At 31.8% G+C, this 19765-nt stretch carries 24 protein-coding genes and 3 pseudogenes; 4 read left to right on the top strand and 23 right to left on the bottom strand.

Going from position 1 to position 19765, the window contains the following annotated elements:
- Positions 1-51: 51 nt before the first annotated feature.
- Together AJ886_RS07370 and AJ886_RS07365 are read left to right on the top strand one after the other, a co-directional pair.
- The gene (locus AJ886_RS07370; RefSeq protein ID WP_070277687.1) at positions 52-1158 is read left to right on the top strand and encodes an Mrp/NBP35 family ATP-binding protein; all 1107 of its coding nucleotides are present in this window, start codon (positions 52-54) and stop codon (positions 1156-1158) included.
- Between the two features lie 25 nt (positions 1159-1183).
- The gene (locus AJ886_RS07365) at positions 1184-2344 is read left to right on the top strand and encodes a tetrahydrodipicolinate N-succinyltransferase N-terminal domain-containing protein (RefSeq protein WP_002866583.1); all 1161 of its coding nucleotides are present in this window, start codon (positions 1184-1186) and stop codon (positions 2342-2344) included.
- Positions 2345-2367: 23 nt separating this feature from the next.
- Here the strand turns inward: AJ886_RS07365 and hisIE are convergent, their stop codons facing one another.
- From hisIE to AJ886_RS10300, 15 genes and pseudogenes are all read right to left on the bottom strand, one after another.
- Positions 2368-2991: a bifunctional phosphoribosyl-AMP cyclohydrolase/phosphoribosyl-ATP diphosphatase HisIE gene (gene hisIE, locus AJ886_RS07360; protein ID WP_070277685.1), complete on the bottom strand. Its 624-nt coding sequence runs from the start codon at positions 2989-2991 to the stop codon at positions 2368-2370.
- A gap of 1 nt (position 2992) precedes the next feature.
- Positions 2993-3760 carry an imidazole glycerol phosphate synthase subunit HisF gene (gene hisF, locus AJ886_RS07355; RefSeq protein ID WP_002862247.1) on the bottom strand — a complete coding sequence of 256 codons (768 nt, stop codon included), beginning with the start codon at positions 3758-3760 and terminating at the stop codon, positions 2993-2995.
- Positions 3742-4476, bottom strand: a complete 735-nt coding sequence (gene hisA / locus AJ886_RS07350) for a 1-(5-phosphoribosyl)-5-[(5-phosphoribosylamino)methylideneamino]imidazole-4-carboxamide isomerase (protein ID WP_070283779.1) — start codon at positions 4474-4476, stop codon at positions 3742-3744. The genes hisF and hisA overlap by 19 nt, the downstream gene beginning before the upstream one ends.
- Positions 4473-5060, bottom strand: coding sequence for an imidazole glycerol phosphate synthase subunit HisH (gene hisH / locus AJ886_RS07345; protein ID WP_002862245.1), 588 nt, complete (start codon positions 5058-5060; stop codon positions 4473-4475). The genes hisA and hisH overlap by 4 nt, the downstream gene beginning before the upstream one ends.
- Positions 5057-6115: a bifunctional histidinol-phosphatase/imidazoleglycerol-phosphate dehydratase HisB gene (hisB, locus tag AJ886_RS07340; protein ID WP_070283780.1), complete on the bottom strand. Its 1059-nt coding sequence runs from the start codon at positions 6113-6115 to the stop codon at positions 5057-5059. The genes hisH and hisB overlap by 4 nt, the downstream gene beginning before the upstream one ends.
- A complete protein-coding gene (hisD, locus tag AJ886_RS07335) occupies positions 6112-7398 on the bottom strand; it encodes a histidinol dehydrogenase (protein ID WP_070283781.1) in 1287 nt (428 codons plus the stop codon). Before hisD ends, hisB begins: the two co-directional genes overlap by 4 nt.
- 7 nt (positions 7399-7405) lie before the next feature.
- Complete coding sequence (hisG, locus tag AJ886_RS07330; RefSeq protein ID WP_002873484.1) at positions 7406-8305, bottom strand: ATP phosphoribosyltransferase; 900 nt, start codon at positions 8303-8305, stop codon at positions 7406-7408.
- Positions 8306-8477: 172 nt separating this feature from the next.
- Entirely contained in the window at positions 8478-8831 is a 354-nt protein-coding gene (rplQ, locus tag AJ886_RS07325; RefSeq protein WP_070239828.1) for a 50S ribosomal protein L17, read from the bottom strand.
- A gap of 3 nt (positions 8832-8834) precedes the next feature.
- The gene (locus AJ886_RS07320) at positions 8835-9848 is read right to left on the bottom strand and encodes a DNA-directed RNA polymerase subunit alpha (protein ID WP_002932419.1); all 1014 of its coding nucleotides are present in this window, start codon (positions 9846-9848) and stop codon (positions 8835-8837) included.
- Between the two features lie 12 nt (positions 9849-9860).
- Positions 9861-10487, bottom strand: coding sequence for a 30S ribosomal protein S4 (gene rpsD / locus AJ886_RS07315; RefSeq protein WP_002856574.1), 627 nt, complete (start codon positions 10485-10487; stop codon positions 9861-9863).
- Between the two features lie 28 nt (positions 10488-10515).
- A complete protein-coding gene (gene rpsK, locus AJ886_RS07310) occupies positions 10516-10908 on the bottom strand; it encodes a 30S ribosomal protein S11 (RefSeq protein ID WP_002779544.1) in 393 nt (130 codons plus the stop codon).
- 9 nt (positions 10909-10917) lie between these two features.
- On the bottom strand, positions 10918-11283 hold the full coding sequence (gene rpsM / locus AJ886_RS07305) for a 30S ribosomal protein S13 (RefSeq protein ID WP_002800121.1): 366 nt from the start codon (positions 11281-11283) through the stop codon (positions 10918-10920).
- A 2-nt stretch (positions 11284-11285) separates the two neighbouring features.
- On the bottom strand, positions 11286-11399 hold the full coding sequence (rpmJ, locus tag AJ886_RS07300; RefSeq protein ID WP_002781429.1) for a 50S ribosomal protein L36: 114 nt from the start codon (positions 11397-11399) through the stop codon (positions 11286-11288).
- Between the two features lie 171 nt (positions 11400-11570).
- Positions 11571-11789 carry a translation initiation factor IF-1 gene (gene infA / locus AJ886_RS07295; RefSeq protein ID WP_002781436.1) on the bottom strand — a complete coding sequence of 73 codons (219 nt, stop codon included), beginning with the start codon at positions 11787-11789 and terminating at the stop codon, positions 11571-11573.
- 87 nt (positions 11790-11876) lie between these two features.
- Positions 11877-12677 (bottom strand): annotated as a pseudogene (locus AJ886_RS10300) (MBL fold metallo-hydrolase).
- A gap of 87 nt (positions 12678-12764) precedes the next feature.
- Here AJ886_RS10300 and AJ886_RS07280 point away from each other — a divergent pair.
- Together AJ886_RS07280 and AJ886_RS07275 are read left to right on the top strand one after the other, a co-directional pair.
- Positions 12765-14058: pseudogene (locus tag AJ886_RS07280) on the top strand (MFS transporter).
- Positions 14059-14107: 49 nt separating this feature from the next.
- Positions 14108-15739 carry a multidrug ABC transporter permease/ATP-binding protein gene (locus tag AJ886_RS07275; RefSeq protein ID WP_002938403.1) on the top strand — a complete coding sequence of 544 codons (1632 nt, stop codon included), beginning with the start codon at positions 14108-14110 and terminating at the stop codon, positions 15737-15739.
- 19 nt (positions 15740-15758) lie between these two features.
- Here AJ886_RS07275 and cgb read toward each other — a convergent pair whose 3' ends face one another.
- The 8 genes and pseudogenes from cgb to AJ886_RS10825 form a co-directional block, all read right to left on the bottom strand.
- The gene (gene cgb, locus AJ886_RS07270) at positions 15759-16181 is read right to left on the bottom strand and encodes a single-domain globin Cgb (protein WP_070287472.1); all 423 of its coding nucleotides are present in this window, start codon (positions 16179-16181) and stop codon (positions 15759-15761) included.
- A gap of 66 nt (positions 16182-16247) precedes the next feature.
- Positions 16248-16796, bottom strand: coding sequence for a molecular chaperone (locus AJ886_RS07265; RefSeq protein ID WP_186820682.1), 549 nt, complete (start codon positions 16794-16796; stop codon positions 16248-16250).
- Positions 16753-17379: a DmsC/YnfH family molybdoenzyme membrane anchor subunit gene (locus AJ886_RS07260; protein WP_079860282.1), complete on the bottom strand. Its 627-nt coding sequence runs from the start codon at positions 17377-17379 to the stop codon at positions 16753-16755. Before AJ886_RS07260 ends, AJ886_RS07265 begins: the two co-directional genes overlap by 44 nt.
- A 126-nt stretch (positions 17380-17505) precedes the next feature.
- A pseudogene (locus tag AJ886_RS07255) lies at positions 17506-17936 on the bottom strand (4Fe-4S dicluster domain-containing protein); the annotation flags it as partial.
- Positions 17937-17946: 10 nt separating this feature from the next.
- A complete protein-coding gene (locus AJ886_RS10840) occupies positions 17947-18132 on the bottom strand; it encodes a hypothetical protein (RefSeq protein WP_053872597.1) in 186 nt (61 codons plus the stop codon).
- Positions 18133-18156: 24 nt separating this feature from the next.
- Positions 18157-18534 (bottom strand): hypothetical protein, encoded by a 378-nt coding sequence (locus AJ886_RS10835; protein WP_070287470.1) that lies wholly within the window; start codon positions 18532-18534, stop codon positions 18157-18159.
- Between the two features lie 113 nt (positions 18535-18647).
- On the bottom strand, positions 18648-18839 hold the full coding sequence (locus AJ886_RS10830; protein ID WP_070287469.1) for a molybdopterin-dependent oxidoreductase: 192 nt from the start codon (positions 18837-18839) through the stop codon (positions 18648-18650).
- A gap of 346 nt (positions 18840-19185) precedes the next feature.
- Positions 19186-19635, bottom strand: a complete 450-nt coding sequence (locus tag AJ886_RS10825) for a molybdopterin-dependent oxidoreductase (RefSeq protein WP_070286654.1) — start codon at positions 19633-19635, stop codon at positions 19186-19188.
- Positions 19636-19765: the final 130 nt, after the last annotated feature.

The raw sequence follows: 19765 nt of genomic DNA, 5'->3' as shown, positions 1-19765 counted from the left end.
TTTTATCATTTTATTAGTAAAATTGATTTTTTTAAAAGACAAGGAAAAGACATGAAAGAACAAATTTTAGAGAAATTAAAAACTGTAAAATATCCTGGTTTTGAAAAGGATATAGTGAGTTTTAACTTTGTAAAAGATATTAAAATTCAAGATGATGGTGTATTCATTGATATAGAAATCGTTTCAGCAAATCCTGAAGTAGCCAATGAAATTCGTAAAAATGCTACTGAAGCTTTATCGAGTTTGGCTTTAAAAAATATCGAACTTAATATCATCGCTCCAAAATTTCCTGAAGAAAAAAGTAATTCAAGAAGTGGAAAAAATATCGCTCCACAAGTAAAAAATTTCATCATGGTTTCAAGTGGAAAAGGTGGTGTGGGTAAATCTACAACTACAGTAAATTTAGCAATTTCCATGGCTAAAATGGGAAAAAGAGTAGGTATTTTAGACGCGGATATTTATGGGCCAAATATTCCAAGAATGCTAGGTGAAACCAAAACTCAGCCTGAAGTAGTAGGGCAGAGATTAAAGCCTATTTTAACTCATGGTGTTTATATGATGAGTATGGGGGTTTTGATTGAAGAGGGTCAAGGTCTTATGTGGCGTGGAGCTATGATTATGAAAGCAATCGAGCAACTTTTAGCTGATGTGATTTGGCCTGAACTTGATGTATTGTTTTTAGATATGCCTCCAGGAACAGGTGATGCGCAAATTACTTCTGCACAAAGTATTCCTATTACTGCAGGAGTTTGCGTAAGCACGCCTCAAACCGTATCTTTAGACGATAGTAAAAGAGCTTTAGATATGTTTAATAAACTTCACATTCCTATAGCGGGTGTGATTGAAAATATGAGTGGATTTTTATGCCCTGATAATGGTAAAGAGTATGATATTTTTGGTAAAGGAACAGCTGAGGATATGGCAAAAGCTTATAAAAGTGAAGTTTTAGCACAAATTCCTATAGAAATGATAGTAAGAGAAGGTGGAGATGAAGGCAAGCCTGTGAGTTTTTATCACCCTGAAAGTGTGAGTTCAAAGCGTTATTTAATGGCGACTGAAAAAATTTGGAGCTTTATAGAAAAGATTAACAATGAAGGTGGTGCGGATAATTCTGCTATACAACCTGTGATGAATGGAAAAAGTGCGTGTTCGCATTAAAAATTAAGTGGATAAGGAAAAGAAAATGATTAATACTAAAGAAGATTTTTTACTTTTAATCAAACAAATCGAGCAAAAAAGTGGCTATAAAAAACCTAAAGCTTTTGGTATAGCAAGGCTTGATAGAGGACAGTTAAATAAAAATAAAATCTTACAAGCAAGTTTTGCTTTGATTAACTATGAGCAAAATTTTGGCTCAGCGGCAATCATGCTTGAAGCTTTTATGCAAAGGGGCGTGGAGATTGATTTTAATGCGAGTGAGTTTGTGCAAACTTTGAAATTAGAAGATATTGATTTTGCACTTTCTTGTTTTAAACCTTTTTTAGAAGAAGAGGGGCATCAAAATATCGATTTATTAAAGATTATCAAAGATAAATTTAAAGACGATGAATTTGCTTTTGTTTGTCTTTTTGAAGATAAAGAACCTTTAAGTGTAGAAAGTGTTTATCTAAAACTTTATTTGCTTTCTACTAAAAAAGTACCTTTAAGAAGTATCAATCTAAATGGAGCTTTTGGACTTTTAAGCAATGTAGCTTGGAGCGATGATAAGCCTATCGAGCTTGAGTATTTAAGAGCAAATGAAATGCGTTTAAAAATGAGCAATCAATATCCAAAAATCGATTTTGTTGATAAATTTCCAAGATTTTTAGCACATATTATCCCTGAAGATAATACAAGAATTTTAGAAAGTTCTAAAGTAAGAATGGGTGCATCTTTAGCAGCAGGAACAACCATCATGCCAGGGGCAAGTTATGTGAATTTTAATGCAGGTACAACAGGAGCTTGTATGGTTGAAGGGCGTATTAGCTCAAGTGCTATAGTAGGAGAAGGTTCTGATGTAGGTGGAGGAGCTTCGATTTTAGGTGTTTTAAGTGGAACAAGTGGCAATGCTATAAGCGTAGGTAAGGCTTGTCTTTTAGGAGCTAATTCAGTTACAGGAATTCCTTTAGGGGATAATTGTATAGTTGATGCAGGTATTGCGGTGCTAGAAGGAACGAAATTTTTACTCAAAGATGCTGAGGAACTTGCTAAACTTAATCCTTATTTTAATTTTGATAAAGAAATTTATAAAGGCTTAGAGCTTAAAGGTTTAAATGGCCTACATTTTCGTCAAGATTCTATAAGTGGTGCTATGATAGTAGCTTTAAACAAAAAAGCAGTCAAACTTAATGAAGCCTTGCATTGATACAAATTTATTTACATAAAGCTTTAAGCTTTATGTCTTTCTTTCAACTTTGAAATCACATCTGAGAAACTAAGATTTGCATCTGCAAGTAAAACACTTAAATGATACATTAAATCCGCTGCTTCACAAATAAGCTCTTCTTTATCTTTTACTGTCGCTGCTAAAGCTGTTTCTACACCTTCTTCACCAACTTTTTGTGCGATGCGTTTTGTACCATTTTTGAAAAGTTTTGCTGTATAAGAAGTATTTTCATCGGCATTTTTGCGTGAATTGATAAGTTTTTCAAGTCTGGCTAGAAAAACAAAATCCGCATTTTTAGAAATTTTTTCAAAACAAGAAATATTGCCCGTATGACAAGTAGGCCCTACAGGATTTGCTAAAATTAAAAGCGTGTCATTATCGCAATCCAAGCTTAAATCTATGATATTTAAGAAATTTCCACTTTCTTCACCCTTCATCCAAAGACGCTGTTTTGTGCGTGAAAAAAAGACTACTTTGCCACTTTCTAAGCTTTTTTCTAAGGCTTCATTATTCATAAAGCCTAGCATTAAAACTTCACAAGTTTTTGCATCTTGGATGATGACAGGTAAAAGATGATCCACTTTTTGCCAAGCAATTTTTTCATTAAGTTCTTTGAAATTTTGCATATTATATCCTTATACTTAAGCCTTGATTTTTAAGATAAATTTTTAATTCTTTAATGTCTATAAGTTTTTGATGAAAAACAGAAGCAGCTAAAGCCCCATCTATACCTAGTTTAAAAGCTTCTAAAAAATGCTCCATTTTTCCCGCTCCCCCGCTTGCGATCAAAGGTACTTTACAAATTTTATATACAGCTTCTAATTGTTCTAAATCATAGCCATTTTTAACACCATCTTGATTCATCATATTTAAAACAATTTCACCTGCGCCTAGATCTTGCACTTCTTTAACCCATTCTAAAGTGCTTTTTCCACTATGTTTGCTTGTTTTTTCATCGCCTGTGTATTGAAATACTTTTAAATTTCCATTTTCATCTTTGAAGCTATCAATCCCTACTACTACGCATTGCACGCCAAAGCTTTTAGCAAGGCGTGTGATTAGGCTTGGATCATTTAAAGCAGGAGAATTGATAGAAATTTTATCTGCCCCATTAGCCAAAAGTTCAGCTGCATCTTCTTCGCTTTTAATACCCCCTGCAACACAAAAAGGAATATTGATATTTTTTGCTACTTCACTTACCCATTCTCTTGATATGCGTTCTTTTCTAGCGCTTGCAGCAATATCATAAAAAACAAGCTCATCAATACCATTTTGAGAATAATACCTAGCAAGCTCTATGATATCTCCCATATCTTTATGGTTTTTAAATTGTGTTCCTTTTACTACTCTGCCATCTTTGACATCTAAACATGCAATTATGCGTTTTGTAAGCATCTTATTCCTTCTTCTACGCTAAAAACTCCGTCTAATAAAGCTTTTCCTACGATAACCCCACTACAAATTCCTTTTAAGTTTTCAAGGTCTTTTAAGCTCGCTACTCCACCACTTGCCTGAATGCAAATATTAGGAAAAATTTCATGAATAAGTTTGTAAAGTCTTATATTTACTCCTTGCATGGTGCCATCTTTTGAAATATCTGTGCAAAGTATGTGTTTTAAGCCTTTATTGCTATAAAAATCTAAAACTTCCATAAGCTTCTTATCGCTTGCTTCTTGCCAAGCATTTACAGCCACAACATAATCCTCTTTCAAAATCGTATCTAAGGCTAAAACTATAACTTCATTACCAAATTCTTTTAAAATTTCAAGACATAAAGTCACATCTTTAATCGCCATAGATCCTATCACTACTCTTTTTACTCCACAATCAAGCAAAGCTTTAACTTCTTCTTTAGAGCGTATGCCTCCACCTACTTGTAGATTGACACTGACTTCTTTAGCTAATTTTTCTATCAAAACAAGCTGTCTTTTGCTAGGATCTTTTGCGCCTGTAAGATCTACAAGGTGAAGTTCTTTCGCTCCTGCTTTTTCGTATTCTTTAAATTTCTTTAAGGGATTGTATTTATATACTTTTTTTTGTTCGTAATCCCCTTTTACAAGACGCACCACTTCGCCATCTATAAGATCGAGTGCGGGTATGATTTGAGTCATCCTATATCCTTAATAAAATTTGAAATTAAAATTTCTCCCGCTTCACTGCTTCTTTCAGGGTGAAATTGCACCCCGTAAAAATTATCTTTCATTACACTTGCGCTAAATTTTTGCGAATACTCACAATCTGCTATAGTGTATTCTCCAAGTCCTACACAATAACTATGCACAAAATAAAAATAAGCCCCTTCTAAACCTTTAAACAAAGCATGAGAGCTATGAACTTGATTCCATCCCATATGTGGAAAAGTAAAGCCTTCTTTAGCTTTAAATTTTTGAGTTGTAAAATCTATGAGTTTTAAGGTTTCTTGATTTAATTCTTCGGAAAAATTTCCTAAAATTTGCATACCTAAACAAATACCAAGTAAAGGTTTTTTGGTATTTTTAATAAAATCAATAAGATTAAATTGTTCTAAATTTTTCATCGCTTCTTTTGCAGTACCCACTCCAGGTAAAAAAAGCTTATCCGCACTTTCAAGTTCTTTTAAATCCCTACTGATAGTTGCATTAAAACCTAATCTATCCAAACAAAATTTCAAAGATGCCAAATTCGCACAGGCTGTATCGATGATGATGATTTTCATATCACTCCTTTAGAGCTGGCTAAATTTTCACTTTCTATTTTTACTGCCATTTTCAAAGCTTTTGCAAAGGCTTTAAAAAGCCCTTCGGCTTTATGGTGATCGTTTTTACCTTTAACTTTTAAATGCAAACTCACACCCATAGCATAGCTTAAAGAATAAAAAAAGTGTTCGATCATTTCTGTGCTTAAAGCTCCTAAATGAGATTTTTTAAATTTGGCTTTATAGACTAAATGAGGACGATTGCAAAAATCCATCGCACAACTTGCCAAACACTCATCCATAGGTAAAGCAAAACCATATCTTGCAATGCCGATTTTATCCCCTAAAGCTTTTTTGATACAAGCTCCAAGTGCTAAGGCTACATCTTCAACGCTATGATGCTCATCGATTTCTAAATCCCCTTTGCAAGAAATTTCAAGCCCTATACCTCCATGTACAGCGATTTGCTCTAACATGTGATCAAAAAAATCAATACCTGTTTTAATGCTAACCTTGCCCCCATTTAAGCACACTTTTACTTTTATATCTGTTTCTTTAGTAGTTCTTTGATAACTCGCACTTCTAAAAGAACTTAAAATTTCATTTTCTATTTCTTTCCAAGAAAGTTCGCCGTATCTTAAACCACGCACACTTAAATTTGAAGCTAAGATCATATCACTCTCACGATCTCCTATAACAAAACTTTGCTCCTTGTTATAAAGTTCGTGTTTGATATATTCTTCTAACATAGCGGTTTTAGGTTTTCTACAAGCACAATTTTCATTTTCAAAATGCGGACAAATAAAAATATCTTGAAATTCTATACCACAACTTTTTAAAATATCAAGCATTTTTTCATGAGCGATTTCAAAATTTTCCTTTGGAAAACTTGGCGTTCCAAGACCATCTTGATTGCTTACCATGACAAATTTAAATCCAAAATTTTTTAGTTTTAAAAGAGTAGGAATAGCATCTTTTTCAAAACGCAATTTTTCAAGAGTATCGATTTGAAAATCGCTTTTTGGCTCCTCTATTAAAGTGCCATCTCTATCTATAAAAAGAATTTTTTGACTCATTTTAAGCTCTCTAAACGAAAAGTTACTGCATTTTTGTGTGCATCTAAATGCTCATTTTGTGCTAAAATTTCAACACTTTTACCTAAAGCTAGAAAGCCTTCTTTGCTTAGCTCTTGAACGGTCATTCTTTTACTAAAATCTGCCAAACCTAAACTAGAATGCGTTTTAGTAAGTCCATAAGTAGGTAAAACATGATTAGTTCCACTTGCATAATCACCCATAGACTCTGGAGAATAAGCTCCTAAAAATACCGATCCTGCGTGTTTCACACCTTTTAAAAGTTCTCGTGGATTTTGAGTTTGTATGATCAAATGTTCAGGAGCGTAAAGATTTGAAATTTCTAAGGCTTGATTTAAATCTTTAGCTATGATAATGCGTGAATTAGCAATGCTTTTGCTTGCAAGCTCTTTGCGAGGCAAAAGTTCTAATTGACTTTGGACTTCATCGCTTGTTTTTTTAGCAAAATTTTGACTTAAACACACCAAAATCACTTGAGAATCTGCACCATGTTCAGCTTGTGAAAGCAAATCACTAGCTACAAATTTTTCATTAGCCAAATCATCAGCTATTACTAAAACTTCACTAGGTCCTGCTTGCATATCAATAGTCGCTCCGTTTATATCGCTACTTACTTGGCGTTTTGCTTCGGTTACAAAGGCATTTCCTGGGCCAAAAATTTTATCCACCTTTAAAACACTTTGCGTACCGTAGGCCAAAGCTGCTATAGCTCCTGCACCGCCCATTTGATAAATTTCATCCACGCCACAAAGCTTGGCACAAAAAAGCACGGCATCATTGATTTTTGCAGGACTTGCTAAAACGATTTTTTCACAACTTGCAATTTTTGCAGGGATAGCTAACATTAAAACCGTTGAAAACAAAGGTGCTAAACCCCCTGGTATGTAAAGTCCTACTTTTTCTATAGGGCGTGTTAAAACCTCACATTTAACGCCTTTTGTAGTTTCAAGAGCGATTTCATGTGGGATTTGGGCTTCGTGGAATTTTTTGATATTTTCATAAGCTACTAAAATAGCGTCTTGTAAATCTTTATCCAAACGATTACTTGCTTGAGTAATTTCTTCTTGAGTGATTTTAATATTAGAAATTTCAGCCTTATCAAATTTTAAAGCTTGTTCTATCAAAGCTTCATCGCCTTTTTCTTGCACTTCTTTAATGATAGAACTTACTATTTTTGAAATTTCATCTTTCGCACTTATAGCAGGGCGTTTTAATGATTCTTCTTTTTGTTTTTCATCTAAATTATCATATACTAAAATTTGCATTTTTTACTCACTTTAACATTTTTTCTATAGGCAGAACCAAAATCGAACTCGCACCTTCTTCTTTTAAAGCCTCCATGGTTTCCCAAAAAAGATTTTCTTTACTTACCATATGTAAAGCTACATTTTTTTCATCGTGTGCTAAAGGTAAGATGGTTGGTCTTTCAACTCCTGGAAGTAGGGCTTGAATTTTATCAAGCTTTTCTTTTGGAGCATGAAGCATAATGTATTTAGATTCTCTTGCTTGCATTACTCCTGCTACACGCAACATAATTTTATCCACTAAAGCTTGTTTTTCTTTACTTAAAGCATTTTCTTTTTGAATCAAACAAGCACGAGATTCATAAATGACTTTAACTTCTTTAAGATTATTTGCTTGTAAAGTTGCCCCGCTTGAAACAAGATCGCAAATTGCATCGGCTAAATTTGCCCTAGGGGCTACTTCAACAGAACCTGTAAGCATACAATTTTTATAATTAATCCCATTTTCTTTCATAAAACGCTTTAAAAGTTGTGGATAAGAAGTAGCTATCCTTAAGCCTTCAAAATCTTTCAAATTTTGAAATTTTTTTTCTTGAGGTAAGGCAAGAGAAAGACGGCAATATCCAAAATCTAGCTTTTTTAAAAGCTTATAACTTGGATTTTCTCCTAAAGACTGGCGTTCAAGTTCATTTTCTTCTAAAACATTTTCCCCTATAATACCTAAATCTACAACACCATCAAAAATAAGCCCAGGGATATCATCATCTCTAACGCGTAAAATATCTATAGGTAAATTTGTAGAAAAAGCGATCAAACTTTGTTCATGGATATGCATTTTAACACCACATTCTGAAAGAAGCTCTATGGATTCTTTTGAAAGTCTACCTGATTTTTGTATCGCAATGCGTAAACGAGTGTTTTCTTGCATAACATATCCTTGAAATTAAAAATTAAAAACTTATATTAGCATAAGTAGTTGAATTTTTAGCAAGGGTTTTGAAAAATAAATAAATTTAATTTTATTTAAAATAATTATTTAAAACTTTTTATTTTTAGGGTATTTAATTGAAGTATTAATCCTAGCAAAAGCTAGGATTTGATTAAGCCACAAATTCGATGAAAGCCATTTCAGCAGCATCACCACGGCGAATTCTTGTTTTGATGATTCTTGTATATCCACCATTGCGATCTTTGAATTTTGGAGCAATTTCAGTCACTAATTTATTAGTAGCGTTTTTATCTTGTAATGAAGCAAAAACTGCTTTATGAGCGTTAAAATCTCCAAGTCTTGCTCTAGTAATCAATCTTTCTACATAACCTCTTAATTCTTTAGCTTTTGGTAGAGTAGTTTCGATTTTTCCACTATTTACTAAAGCTATAGTTAAATTTTTTAATAAGGCAGCACGATGAGATGAAGTTCTGCCAAGTTTTCTATATCCATGTTTATGTCTCATTCTTTATCCTTCGTTTTGTGCTTTTAATTCTGCGATTTTATTTTTAAGTATTTCTTTATTATCGCTAAGCTTAGAAGTTCCCACAGGAAAACCTATGCTTTCCATGATGTTTTTAATTTCATCAAGAGATTTTTTACCTAAATTTTTAAGCCCTGCAAGTTCACTTACACTCATCAAAGCAAGCTCACCTATGTAAACTACTCCTGCTTTTTCAAGACAATTATAACTTCTAGCACTTAAATTTAAATCTGTAATGTTTTGCAATAATTTAGTATTTTCTAGTTCATTGCTTGTTGCTTGATTTTTAATTACGCTTCTAACATTGGTAATTTTATCAAATACTGATAATTGTTTATACATAGCTTCTAGAGCATTTTGAAAAGCCTCATTTGGAGTGATTTGTCCATCAGTTGTTACGGTTAAAACCACTTTTTCATAATCAGGATTATCTTCAAATAAAACTTTTTCAATATCATAGGTTGCTTCTCTTACAGGTGTAAAGAAAGCATCTAAAGCTATAAATTTAGGATCATTTAAAAGCTCTTTAATTTCTTCGCTTGGTACATAGCCAATACCTTTTTCAACAATCAATGTGAATTTGAGTTCAGCATCTTCGTTGATTGTTGCTAGATAGGCGTCTTTATTTACTACTTCTACTTGATCATTATTTAGATCTTTGCCGTAAATTTCTTTTGAGCCTTTAAAGCTAAATTCTACTATTTCTTTATTTGATTCGCCTTTAATTTTAAAGCGTAGTTTTTTTAGATTAATGATAAAAAGTGCTACATCTTCAAGCATACCACGCATGCTATCAAATTCATGAGCTACGCCATCAATATGAATTGCAGTTGGAGCATATCCTATGGTGCTAGTGTAAAGCAAACGGCGTAAAGGATGGGCTAGGGTGATTCCATAGCCGATCTCAAAAGGCCAAGCACTGATTTTAGCCACAGTATCACTAATGTTTTCTATTGTAAATTCTGTTGGCGTATAAGCAGATGTTGTAATGTTTCTCATATTTAGCCCCTATTACTTAGAGTAAAGCTCAACGATAAATCTTTCCTCAACCGGAATGACAACTTCTTCTCTCTCAGGTTTTCTTGTGAAAATTCCAAATCTCTTATCTTTTTCAACATCAACCCAAGCAACGATTCCAGTTTGTGCTGTAAGTTCGATAGCTCTTGTAATTTGAGGATTGTTTTTGCTTTTTTCGATGATTTCGATTTTAGCACCTGCTTCTACTCTAAAGCTAGGAATATCCACTCTTTTACCATTTACTAAAACATGTCCATGTGTTACAAGTTGTCTTGCAAAACGACGTGTTGTAGCAAAACCCATTCTATATACTACATTGTCTAATCTTTGTTCTAAAAGTTGGATAAGTAATACCCCTGTATTTCCTTCTCTTCTTGCTGCTTCAGCAAATAAACGACGGAATTGCTTTTCACTTACTCCATACATAAATTTAGCTTTTTGTTTTTCTCTTAATTGAAGTCCATACTCACTAATTTTACCTTTTCTTGCTCCGTGTTGTCCTGGTGCATAAGGGCGTTTATCTAGTGCACTTTTGCCAGCTAGTCTTCTTTCCCCTTTTAATGCTAAGCTAACACCAAAGCGTCTTTCTAATTTTTCTACTGGTCCTCTATATCTTGCCATAATATTCTCCTAAATTTTTCTTAATATCTTAGACACGACGACGCTTAGGCGGTCTGCAACCATTGTGAGCTAATGGAGTGATATCTTTTAAGAAAGTTACTTTAATTCCTTCCATAGCACCTACACTCTTAACAGCAGTTTCTCTACCGCTTCCTGGTCCTTGTACTTTAATGCCTACTTCTTTAATTCCGTGTTCTTTTGCTTTATTTAAAGCGTCTTCTACTGCTTGTTGTGCTGCATAAGGAGTTGATTTTTTAGAACCTTTAAATCCTAAACCACCTGCACTACTCCAAGCGATAGCATTTCCCATTTCATCAGTTACTGTAACCATAGTATTGTTAAAAGTCGCACTGATATAAACAATACCTTTTGCTATATTTTTTTTAACTACTTTTTTCTTTACGATTTTTCTTTTTGCCATGATTTATCCTTATGATTTTGCACCAACAGTTTTTCTCTTACCTTTTCTAGTTCTTGCGTTTGTTTTTGTTTTTTGTCCGCGAACTGGTAAGCCTTTTCTGTGTCTTAAGCCTCTAAAGCTTCCTAAATCCATAAGTGCTTTAATATCCATAGCAACTTGTTTTCTCAAGTCCCCTTCAACCATATAGTTTTCTTGAATTTCTTTACGGATAGCTGCTGCTTCATCTTCACTTAACTCATGAACTCTTTTATCATAAGAAATTCCTACTTTATCTAGAATTTTTCTTGAAGTGAAAAGCCCTATACCATAAATATAGGTTAGTCCATACTCAATTCTTTTTTTCTTTGGTAAATCCACACCTGCAATACGAGCCATGTTTATCCTTGTCTTTGTTTATGTTTTGGATTTTCGCAAATAATGCGAACCACGCCTTTACGGCGAACTACTTTGCACTTGTCGCACATCTTTTTAACCGATGGTCTCACTTTCATGAGCGTCTCCTTGAATGAATTCCACTTGATTTACGACTACATCAGGTTTTATGAATAACCAACTATTTTCAAAATAAGTGGTGGATTTTAAAAATACTTCTTCATATAGTTCGATGTAATTTGTCGCAAAAACTCTAATTTTATCTAAAATTAGCTTTTAAATAACTTAGATTATTTATATCTAAAAGTTATACGCCCTTTATCAAGGCTATAAGGTGTAAGTTCTACTTTTACTTTATCACCTGGCATTATTCTTATATAATGCATACGCATTTTTCCTGCAATATGACATAAAATTACATGTTTGTTGTCAAGTTCAACCTTGAAATTTGCATTAGGCAATGCTTCAAGTACGGTGCCATCAATTTCAATTACATCATCTTTTGCCAAAATTTTCTCCTTTCATGAAATAAAAAGGCTATAATTTTAGCAAAAATTATTAAAATTTTTACTTAATTTTTAGTAATTTTTAAGTAATTAATCTAAAAATTTAGGCTCAATAAAAGACATATGAGTCCCTATAACTTTGAGTTTTCTTTCTTTAAATTCTTTAAGTAGTTTTTCCCTTGTTTGTATAGCCTCATTTTGATCTATATCAAATTTTATAGCGATTTTAGGTTTTGGGATTTGTATATCATAAAGGTGAAGTAAATCTCCCCAAAAGACTATTTTATCATCAATTATTATAGCATTTTGACCTGGGGTATGCCCGTAAGCAGGTACGGCTTTAATGCCTGAATTTTGAAAGATTAAATCTTTAGAGTGGTTAATAAATTCTATATTTTTAAGTTTAAGCAAAGTGTTTTTAATTTCTTGTCTATCGCTTTTGATCTAAAAATCATATTCTTTTTTATCGATTAAAATTTGAGCTTTTGGAAAAAGATTTTCTTCGCTCATTAAAGCTCCTATATGATCAGGATGTGCATGTGTTAAGATAATATGAGTGATATCTTTAAAATCGGTTTTGTGGATATGCAATTTTTCTTTTAATGTGCCAATAGTATCTAAAAACCCCGTGTCTATTAAAGCATTAAAATTCGGATTTTTTATCAGAACAATATTATGCTCATTTTCTTTTGATTTTTGTGCGAGTTTTTTCTATAAAATTCTTATCTTCATCGCTTTGTGGCACTAGAAAAGAAAATAATAAATTTAAAAATTCATCATCAGACTGTTTAAAGTGAGATTATATGGGTTTGATTTGAATTTTTGCTTGTGGTTTTTTTCTTCTAAAAAATAAAGATTGGTTTTTAAAAGAGTGGTTATAAAATTAAACATATTTATCCTTAAATTTTTTAGATAATATTTTGGAAATGATTATAGTATAATAAAAACAATGTTTTTAAAATTTAAGGTAATTAATCAATGAGAAAATCAAAATTTGGAACAAAGGAAATTAAGATCTTAGGACTTTCTTCACTAGGAGGAACTTTAGAATTTTATGATTTTATTATTTTTGTCTTTTTTGTTGAATATATAGCCAATGTATTTTTTCCTAAAGGTATGAGTGAATTTTGGGCTTTATTAAATACTTATGGAGCATTTGCAGCTGGATATTTAGCACGTCCTTTAGGTGGTATAGTTATGGCACATTTTGGAGATAAATTTGGGCGTAAAAATATGTTTATGCTAAGTATTTTACTAATGGTTCTTCCTACCTTTGTCTTAGCTTTTATTCCAGGTTATGAAACTCTTGGGTTTTTAGCTCCTGTTTTATTGATACTTGTAAGAATTTTTCAAGGTATAGCTATAGGTGGAGAATTGCCTGGGGCTTGGGTTTTTGCAAGAGAACATTGTCAAGAAAAACAAAAAGCTTTCTTTTTAAGCTGTTTAAATTCAGCTATGGCTTTAGGAATTTTGTTAGGAAGTATAGTATTTTTAATCATTAATGCTTTTTTTAGCATAGAAGAAATTGCTGCTTATGCATGGCGTATTGCTTTTTTTGTAGGTGGAATTTTTGGGATTATTTCTATTTATTTGCGTAGATTTTTGCAAGAAACTCCTGTTTTTAAACAAATGAAAAAAGAATCATCGCTTAGTTCTTTTCCACTTAAAGATTTATTTAAAGAAAAGGATATTGTAAAAAATTTATTTTCATCAATGGTGATGACTTGAGTTTTAACAGGTTGTGTTATTGTGCTTGTTTTATTAATGCCTAAATTTATGCCTAGTATTTTAAATTTAAGTGAGATTAAAGGAAATTATTTGCAGATATTAGGAATTTTGGGAATAGCTTTAGGCGGGGCTTTTATGGGTTATCTTGTAGATAAATTTGGTTTATTTAAAATTTGCATTTTATTTTCTTTAATTTTTGTATTTTTTTCTTTTTTATATTTTTATGCTTTATATGAGCTTAAAAATTTGGTTTTGGTATGTATTTTGTATTCGATTGTTTGTTTTTTAGGTGGAATTAATGTGTTTGCACCTATTTTAATGAGTGAAGTTTTTAGAGCTAAAATAAGATTTTCATGAATTTCTTTTTCTTATAATATTGCTTATGCAATTTCAGGCGGTATTACTCCGCAACTCGTTTTTTGGCTTAATACACTCGCGAGTAAAAATGAAAATCCATTTTTATATGGTATGAGTATATATGATTTTTTTAGCGTTATTGGCTATTTGTGCTGTTTTTATAGCAAAAGATAAAATAAAATTTTAATAATCACTCTTAAAATGTTATAATTAAAATTATATTTTGGAGTTTATAAATGCCTTTTATTATGGAATTACTTAAGCAAAATAAATTAAAGTTGATTTCTTTTTTGCTTTTTTCTTTTATTACAAGTGCTGTTGGAGTTTTAACTCTTGTTTTTATCAATGATTATTTGCTTAAAAATGCACAAAACATTCCTATTTTTTATTTTATTGTTTTGCTTTTGATATTTTTTATAAGTTCTACCATAGTTGAACTTGGACTTAGTATTTTTGGACAAAATTTTATTTTTAAAATGCAAAGGCGTGTAGTAAAGCAGATCTTAGATACCCCTTTGTTAAGAGTGGCTAAAGTAGGTAAGGCTAGAATTTTAGCTTCTTTGGGAAGTGATGTGAGAAATATATCTTTTGGGCTTTTAAGATTGCCTGATTTTTTACAATCAAGTATATTGATTTTATGCACTAGTGTTTATTTATGTTATCTTTCACCACAAATTTTTGCTTTGTGTGTGGTATGGATTATGGTTATTTTTATTACTAATAATTTTTTGATGATGAAAGTATATCAGTATTTTCGAAAGGCAAGGGAAAATGACGATGCTTTGCAAAATAATTACCAAAATATACTAGATGGACATAAAGAACTTTTGATCAATCGTGATAGAGCCAAGCTTTATTATGAAGATGAATTTGAAAATAATGCAAGATTGAAAAAGAAAAATAGTACTTTAGGCAATCTTTTTAACAATCTCTCAAACAACTGGACAAATGTAACTCTTTTGGCTTTAGTAGGCGTAGAGTTTTACTTAGCTTTAAAATTTGAATGGGCAAGTGTTGCAGATGCTACAACTATAGCTCTTTCTATTTTGTTTTTACGAACCCCTTTAGTATCTATGATAGGATCTTTTCCTACTTTGCTTTTGGCAAAAATCGCTTTGGATAAGATCGCAAAATTGGAATTAGATGATTATATAGAAGGTTTTAAAAAAACACATTATATTAGCGAATGGAAAAAAATTTCTTTTAGAAATACTCAATTTGCTTATGAAGAAAATTTTCACTTAAATCCTGTAAATATAGAACTTAAAAAAGGTGAATTGGTATTTTTAATAGGTAAAAATGGAAGTGGTAAATCCACTTTTTGTATGCTTTTGACAGGACTTTTTAAGCCAAGCAAAGGCGGAATTTATGTTGATGATACGCTTATAGATGATAAAAAGTTAGATGAGTATAGATCTCTTATTTCTGCTGTTTTTAGCGATTTTCATCTTTTTACTAAAACCTTAAATAAAGAAAATTTTGCAAGCGAAGAAAAAATTGCTTTTTGGTTGGAGTTTTTAGAACTTAAAGATAAAACAAGTGTCAAAGATAATGAACTGACCTTAACCAAACTTTCTACAGGGCAAAAAAAGCGTTTAGCTATGCTTATAGCCTTGCTTGAAGAAAGGGATATTTTAGTGCTTGATGAATGGGCGGCTGATCAAGATCCTGTTTTTAGAAGATTTTTTTATAAAAAACTTTTACCTTTGTTAAAAGAGCAAGGTAAAACAATCTTTGCTATCACACATGATGATGCATATTTTGATAGTGCTGATAGAATTTTCTTGGCTCAAAATGGTGAAATCAGCGAATTAAAGGGTGAGAATATAAAGGAATTGGCTAAAAATTTAGTAGAAAAATTTGATTAAAGCCCAAAATGGGCTTGTATTATTTATCATAGAGCTTTTTTTCTATATCGATATAAAATTCAGCAATTTTTCCATAAGCAACTTCCCAAGCTTTAAGAGTGGCTTCATCAGGATTTAAAAGATTTTTAATAGCCTTTAAAAGGCAAGCTCCAACTATAGGATAATGCTCTTCTTTAACCCCTAAATTAACATGAGTTATGGCAACTTTATCAACAAAGCTTCTCATATTTTCTAAATTTTCTATATTTTTGGCTGCCATTAAAATCGCCATCGCTAAAGCTTTTGGTTGTTCTCCTGAAATTTGTTTTTCCATATTAAACATAGGTTTTACCTCAGGATAATCATTAAACATTATTTTATAAAACTCATTGGTTAAATCCTCTCCATTTTTTTGCAAAATAGGCACACAATCTTTGATGATTTGAATTTGTTTTTTTGTCATAATTTCTCCTTTTTATTGTAAAAGAGATATTTTATATCTTAAAAAGGAGAAAAAAATTGACTTGTGTTAAAATTTTGTATTTAGTTGATTGAAAAAGTCTTGCATTAATATTGCTAATGCTTTATAAAAATGTGTTTTAGCTTTATTGATAACATCAAAACTCCACATGTTAAACCAAGTAAAAAATTCTTCTTTTAAGAATTTTTGCAAAGTTATATCATCTTGTTTTTTGATTAAAAAACTAATAAATAATAATTCATTTATCAAGCTATCTGCAGGTTCTTCATTAAAAAAAGAAAAAAAGTTATTTTGCACAAAAATTTGCTTAATTTTATCAGAATTATCTGAATAAATTTCTTTATTTTCATCAAGATAAAAAGAAGCAAAAGGCGGTGCTTTTACATAATCAACATCACTTAAAAACAAAGAAGTAAAATCACTTGCTATTAATTTATCATCTTCGTTTGAAGATGATAAAAGCTTTAAAGCGGTGCATTGTAATTTGCTATTATTTTTTAAAAACCAATTTTGCCAGAATTCTTCTTTTTTAAGTTTTTCTAGCAAAAAATGATTAGGTGGATTTTGCAAAAAATTGATAAATATATCTATTGCCAATTTTTGCATTAAGAATGTCCCAACTTATAAGTCCATAAAATAGCATTCTAGTGGTAAACACCCCTAAAAATGCACAAAGTAGGGCAAAATAAGCAAAAAATTTACTTTTAAATTTTTCATGTAAATAATTATGCAAATACCAAGTAAAAATCCCAAGTCCTAAGAATGCAAAAGAAAGCGATATAAACCAATCATAGGCTCCACCTAAAAGTTCAAAAGGGTTTACAAGCCCCATAATCCAAGTTTGTCCTACATGTAGGGTTTGCAAAACTATAGCAGTGCTTAAAGCCCTATGCCCATAAGTCCTGTAAAAAACGACATTTTTTTCATGTTCGCTATTTTCAAAAAAACAATAATAAACAATAGCACCTAAAAATATAGTACTAGCGAAAAAATAAAGCAAAGTGATCTTAAAATCCCAAGTAGGCACACTTTCTTGCATGGAGCCATAAGCTCCACTCATAAAGAAAAGTCCTAAAATTCCACATATTAGCGTAAGATAAAACACCCAATTTGAAGTTTTTAGATAAAGCAAAAAGCCCAAAGCACACACAAGAGATACAAATAAAATTTCATTATTCATCCAGCCTATATGTCACTCATTATTTGCATAAAAAACACCCATTCTATTTAATACATTAAAAATGTGTGCAATATCATTTAAATGAAAAAATGAAGGGATAAAAGCAACCACCATTGCAAATTCCTTTGGATTTTTACCTTCTTTTAATCTCTCATAACACCCATCGCATTTGCTCATATGACCACTTTCATGATTAAATTGAGGTGCGCCATAAGGACATACCATAGAACAAGCTTTGCAGCCTATACACATACTATCATCGATTGTTACTATACCCTATTTATTTTCGTTGTTGCACCGGTTGGATAAGCTTTAAGACAAGATGGATTAGAACAATGATTACAAGAAATAGAAGTGTAGTAAGCAAAAACACTTTGCTCAAAACTTCCATCTTCTTTACAGGTCCAATTTCCCGCTTCAGTCTCAAATACACGGCGAAAATTAACCCCCACAGGCATGTTTTTATAATCCTTGCAAGAAGGTGAGCAAGTCCTACAGCCTAAGCATTTGTTTTGATCTAGCATAAAACCAAATTGTGAATTTTCTTCTAATTTCATCTTTTTCTCCTTAAACTTTTGCAATTTCAACTAAAATAGAATGTTGTCCATTTCCTTTAGAAATAGCAGTTGGCACTATACTTGCCAAAGAATTCACACAAGTTCCCACATTGGTGCCATTTTCATATTTTACCCATGCGCCTTGTGGGGTTACTGCACAACCTGGTATGATTCCTAAGTCATTTCTTACTTGCACCACATTGCCTGTTTTGATACTTCTTTACTCTGCATCTATGGTATTTATCCAAATTTCTTGTGGATTAGCTTCTCTAATTTGTGGAATTTCCCAAAAGCTAGAATGCGTTTTACCTTTGTAGTGATAGCCAAAAAATTGCAAAGGATACTTTTGTTTTAATGGATCTAAAATCCCTTCTCTTTGGCTTTCAAAAACAGGAATAGGCACTATTTGTTGTTCTTCTTTTAATTTCCAAGTTTTTTGCATTTGTGCGAGTTTTGTGCTATAAATTTCTATCCTTTCGCTAGGAGTTTTTAAAGGATTATTGATAGGATCTTTTATAAAACTTTGTAATGCCGCTACAGGTTTTACAGGCTCAAATTTTACAAGTCCTTTTTCGCACATTTCTTCAAAACTAGACAAAAGTGGATTTTTTTATACTTTCTTCATAAAGGTATTTTAGCCAATCTTTTTGTGTTCTTCCTTCGCTAAATTCTTTTTCTATGCCAAGTCTTTTAGCAAGTTCAAGACACATTTCATAAATTAGGTTTTGCTTCACCAACTGTCTCGATAGCTTTTTGACAATAAATAATATAAGGCTTATTGTTATAATATCCTGCACTAGGTTTTATAAAATCTTCTTGCTCTAGCATAGTTGCATCAGGTAAGATATAATCAGCATAATTGTTTGACGGAGTTCTAGTTACATTAATATCTCTACTATACACTTACACAAATTCTCATCGTTTAAAATATCATGCACTTATTTAATGGTGCTGTGCTGATTTGTAAGGCAATTTCCTGCTGTATTAAATAAATTTGATATTTTGTTTTAATTGTGTTTTACCACGTACTCCATCGCTAATATCTGCCATTTCTTTTCCGCGATAAATGGCATCTGTGAATAAAAAACAAGGCTTTATGGTGGTAATTTCTCTTGCAAGTTGAACTATGTGGTTTATAATCTTGCTAGCCCAATCAGGAGTTTTTTCTACTCCATCGTTTAGTCCTAAAACATAGCTTTCATAACTTGAGTTTTGGTTGTATCTTGTGGCAGAGTATTTTCGCTAAAGCTTATGGTGTATTTATCAAGAAAAGTTCTATCAAGTAAATCTTTTTATCATCACATAAGTTAGCACAGCAATCAAAGCTGCATCGGTTCCTGGTGCTAAAGGCTTTTTGATAAGCATAGCCTACTCCACCACCTCCCATTCTAGTTTCAACATGATTTGCTCTAAAAAATATAGCTAATTTTGCAGAGCGTAAAGTGTATATATCGCTAGCAGGAGATCCTCCATAGAAAAAATTCATAGCATTTGAAATTTGAGCCGTAGAATAAGAATTATGATAATTTAAATAATCACCATAAAGATTTAAAAGTCTAGCCCATGGACCTTGTGTACAGCGATTGATTATTGTTCTTGTTGTATAATTTATATAAAAGGCTTCATTGCCGTATTTTTCTTTAATTTCTTGCATTTTGGCAGAAATTTCATCAAAAGCTTGTTTCCAAGAAATAGGCATAAAAATTTACCTTCACCCCTTTTTCCCACTCTTTTTAAAGATCTTTTTAGGCGATTTGCGTTGTAAACTTTATATCTTGAACTACGCCCTCTAATACAGGCTCTTGCTTGACGATTATCAAAGCTATCAT

This window comes from Campylobacter sp. BCW_6465 (assembly GCF_001762815.1).
In the GTDB taxonomy this organism is placed as follows: Bacteria; Campylobacterota; Campylobacteria; order Campylobacterales; family Campylobacteraceae; genus Campylobacter_D; species Campylobacter_D jejuni.
Note: the sequence above shows the minus strand (reverse complement) of the source record. Positions and strands in the feature narration are given on the sequence as shown.

Bases quoted from the DNA above. Each gene is read 5' to 3' on its own strand.
- AJ886_RS07370 (WP_070277687.1), top strand. From the start codon at position 52: ATGAAAGAACAAATTTTAGAGAAATTAAAAACTGTAAAATATCCTGGT.
- AJ886_RS07365 (WP_002866583.1), top strand. From the start codon at position 1,184: ATGATTAATACTAAAGAAGATTTTTTACTTTTAATCAAACAAATCGAG.
- hisIE (WP_070277685.1), bottom strand. From the start codon at position 2,991: ATGCAAAATTTCAAAGAACTTAATGAAAAAATTGCTTGGCAAAAAGTG.
- hisF (WP_002862247.1), bottom strand. From the start codon at position 3,760: ATGCTTACAAAACGCATAATTGCATGTTTAGATGTCAAAGATGGCAGA.
- hisA (WP_070283779.1), bottom strand. From the start codon at position 4,476: ATGACTCAAATCATACCCGCACTCGATCTTATAGATGGCGAAGTGGTG.
- hisH (WP_002862245.1), bottom strand. From the start codon at position 5,060: ATGAAAATCATCATCATCGATACAGCCTGTGCGAATTTGGCATCTTTG.
- hisB (WP_070283780.1), bottom strand. From the start codon at position 6,115: ATGAGTCAAAAAATTCTTTTTATAGATAGAGATGGCACTTTAATAGAG.
- hisD (WP_070283781.1), bottom strand. From the start codon at position 7,398: ATGCAAATTTTAGTATATGATAATTTAGATGAAAAACAAAAAGAAGAA.
- hisG (WP_002873484.1), bottom strand. From the start codon at position 8,305: ATGCAAGAAAACACTCGTTTACGCATTGCGATACAAAAATCAGGTAGA.
- rplQ (WP_070239828.1), bottom strand. From the start codon at position 8,831: ATGAGACATAAACATGGATATAGAAAACTTGGCAGAACTTCATCTCAT.
- AJ886_RS07320 (WP_002932419.1), bottom strand. From the start codon at position 9,848: ATGAGAAACATTACAACATCTGCTTATACGCCAACAGAATTTACAATA.
- rpsD (WP_002856574.1), bottom strand. From the start codon at position 10,487: ATGGCAAGATATAGAGGACCAGTAGAAAAATTAGAAAGACGCTTTGGT.
- rpsK (WP_002779544.1), bottom strand. From the start codon at position 10,908: ATGGCAAAAAGAAAAATCGTAAAGAAAAAAGTAGTTAAAAAAAATATA.
- rpsM (WP_002800121.1), bottom strand. From the start codon at position 11,283: ATGGCTCGTATTGCAGGTGTGGATTTACCAAAGAAAAAAAGAATTGAG.
- rpmJ (WP_002781429.1), bottom strand. From the start codon at position 11,399: ATGAAAGTGAGACCATCGGTTAAAAAGATGTGCGACAAGTGCAAAGTA.
- AJ886_RS07275 (WP_002938403.1), top strand. From the start codon at position 14,108: ATGCCTTTTATTATGGAATTACTTAAGCAAAATAAATTAAAGTTGATT.
- cgb (WP_070287472.1), bottom strand. From the start codon at position 16,181: ATGACAAAAAAACAAATTCAAATCATCAAAGATTGTGTGCCTATTTTG.
- AJ886_RS07260 (WP_079860282.1), bottom strand. From the start codon at position 17,379: ATGAATAATGAAATTTTATTTGTATCTCTTGTGTGTGCTTTGGGCTTT.
- AJ886_RS10825 (WP_070286654.1), bottom strand. From the start codon at position 19,635: ATGCCTATTTCTTGGAAACAAGCTTTTGATGAAATTTCTGCCAAAATG.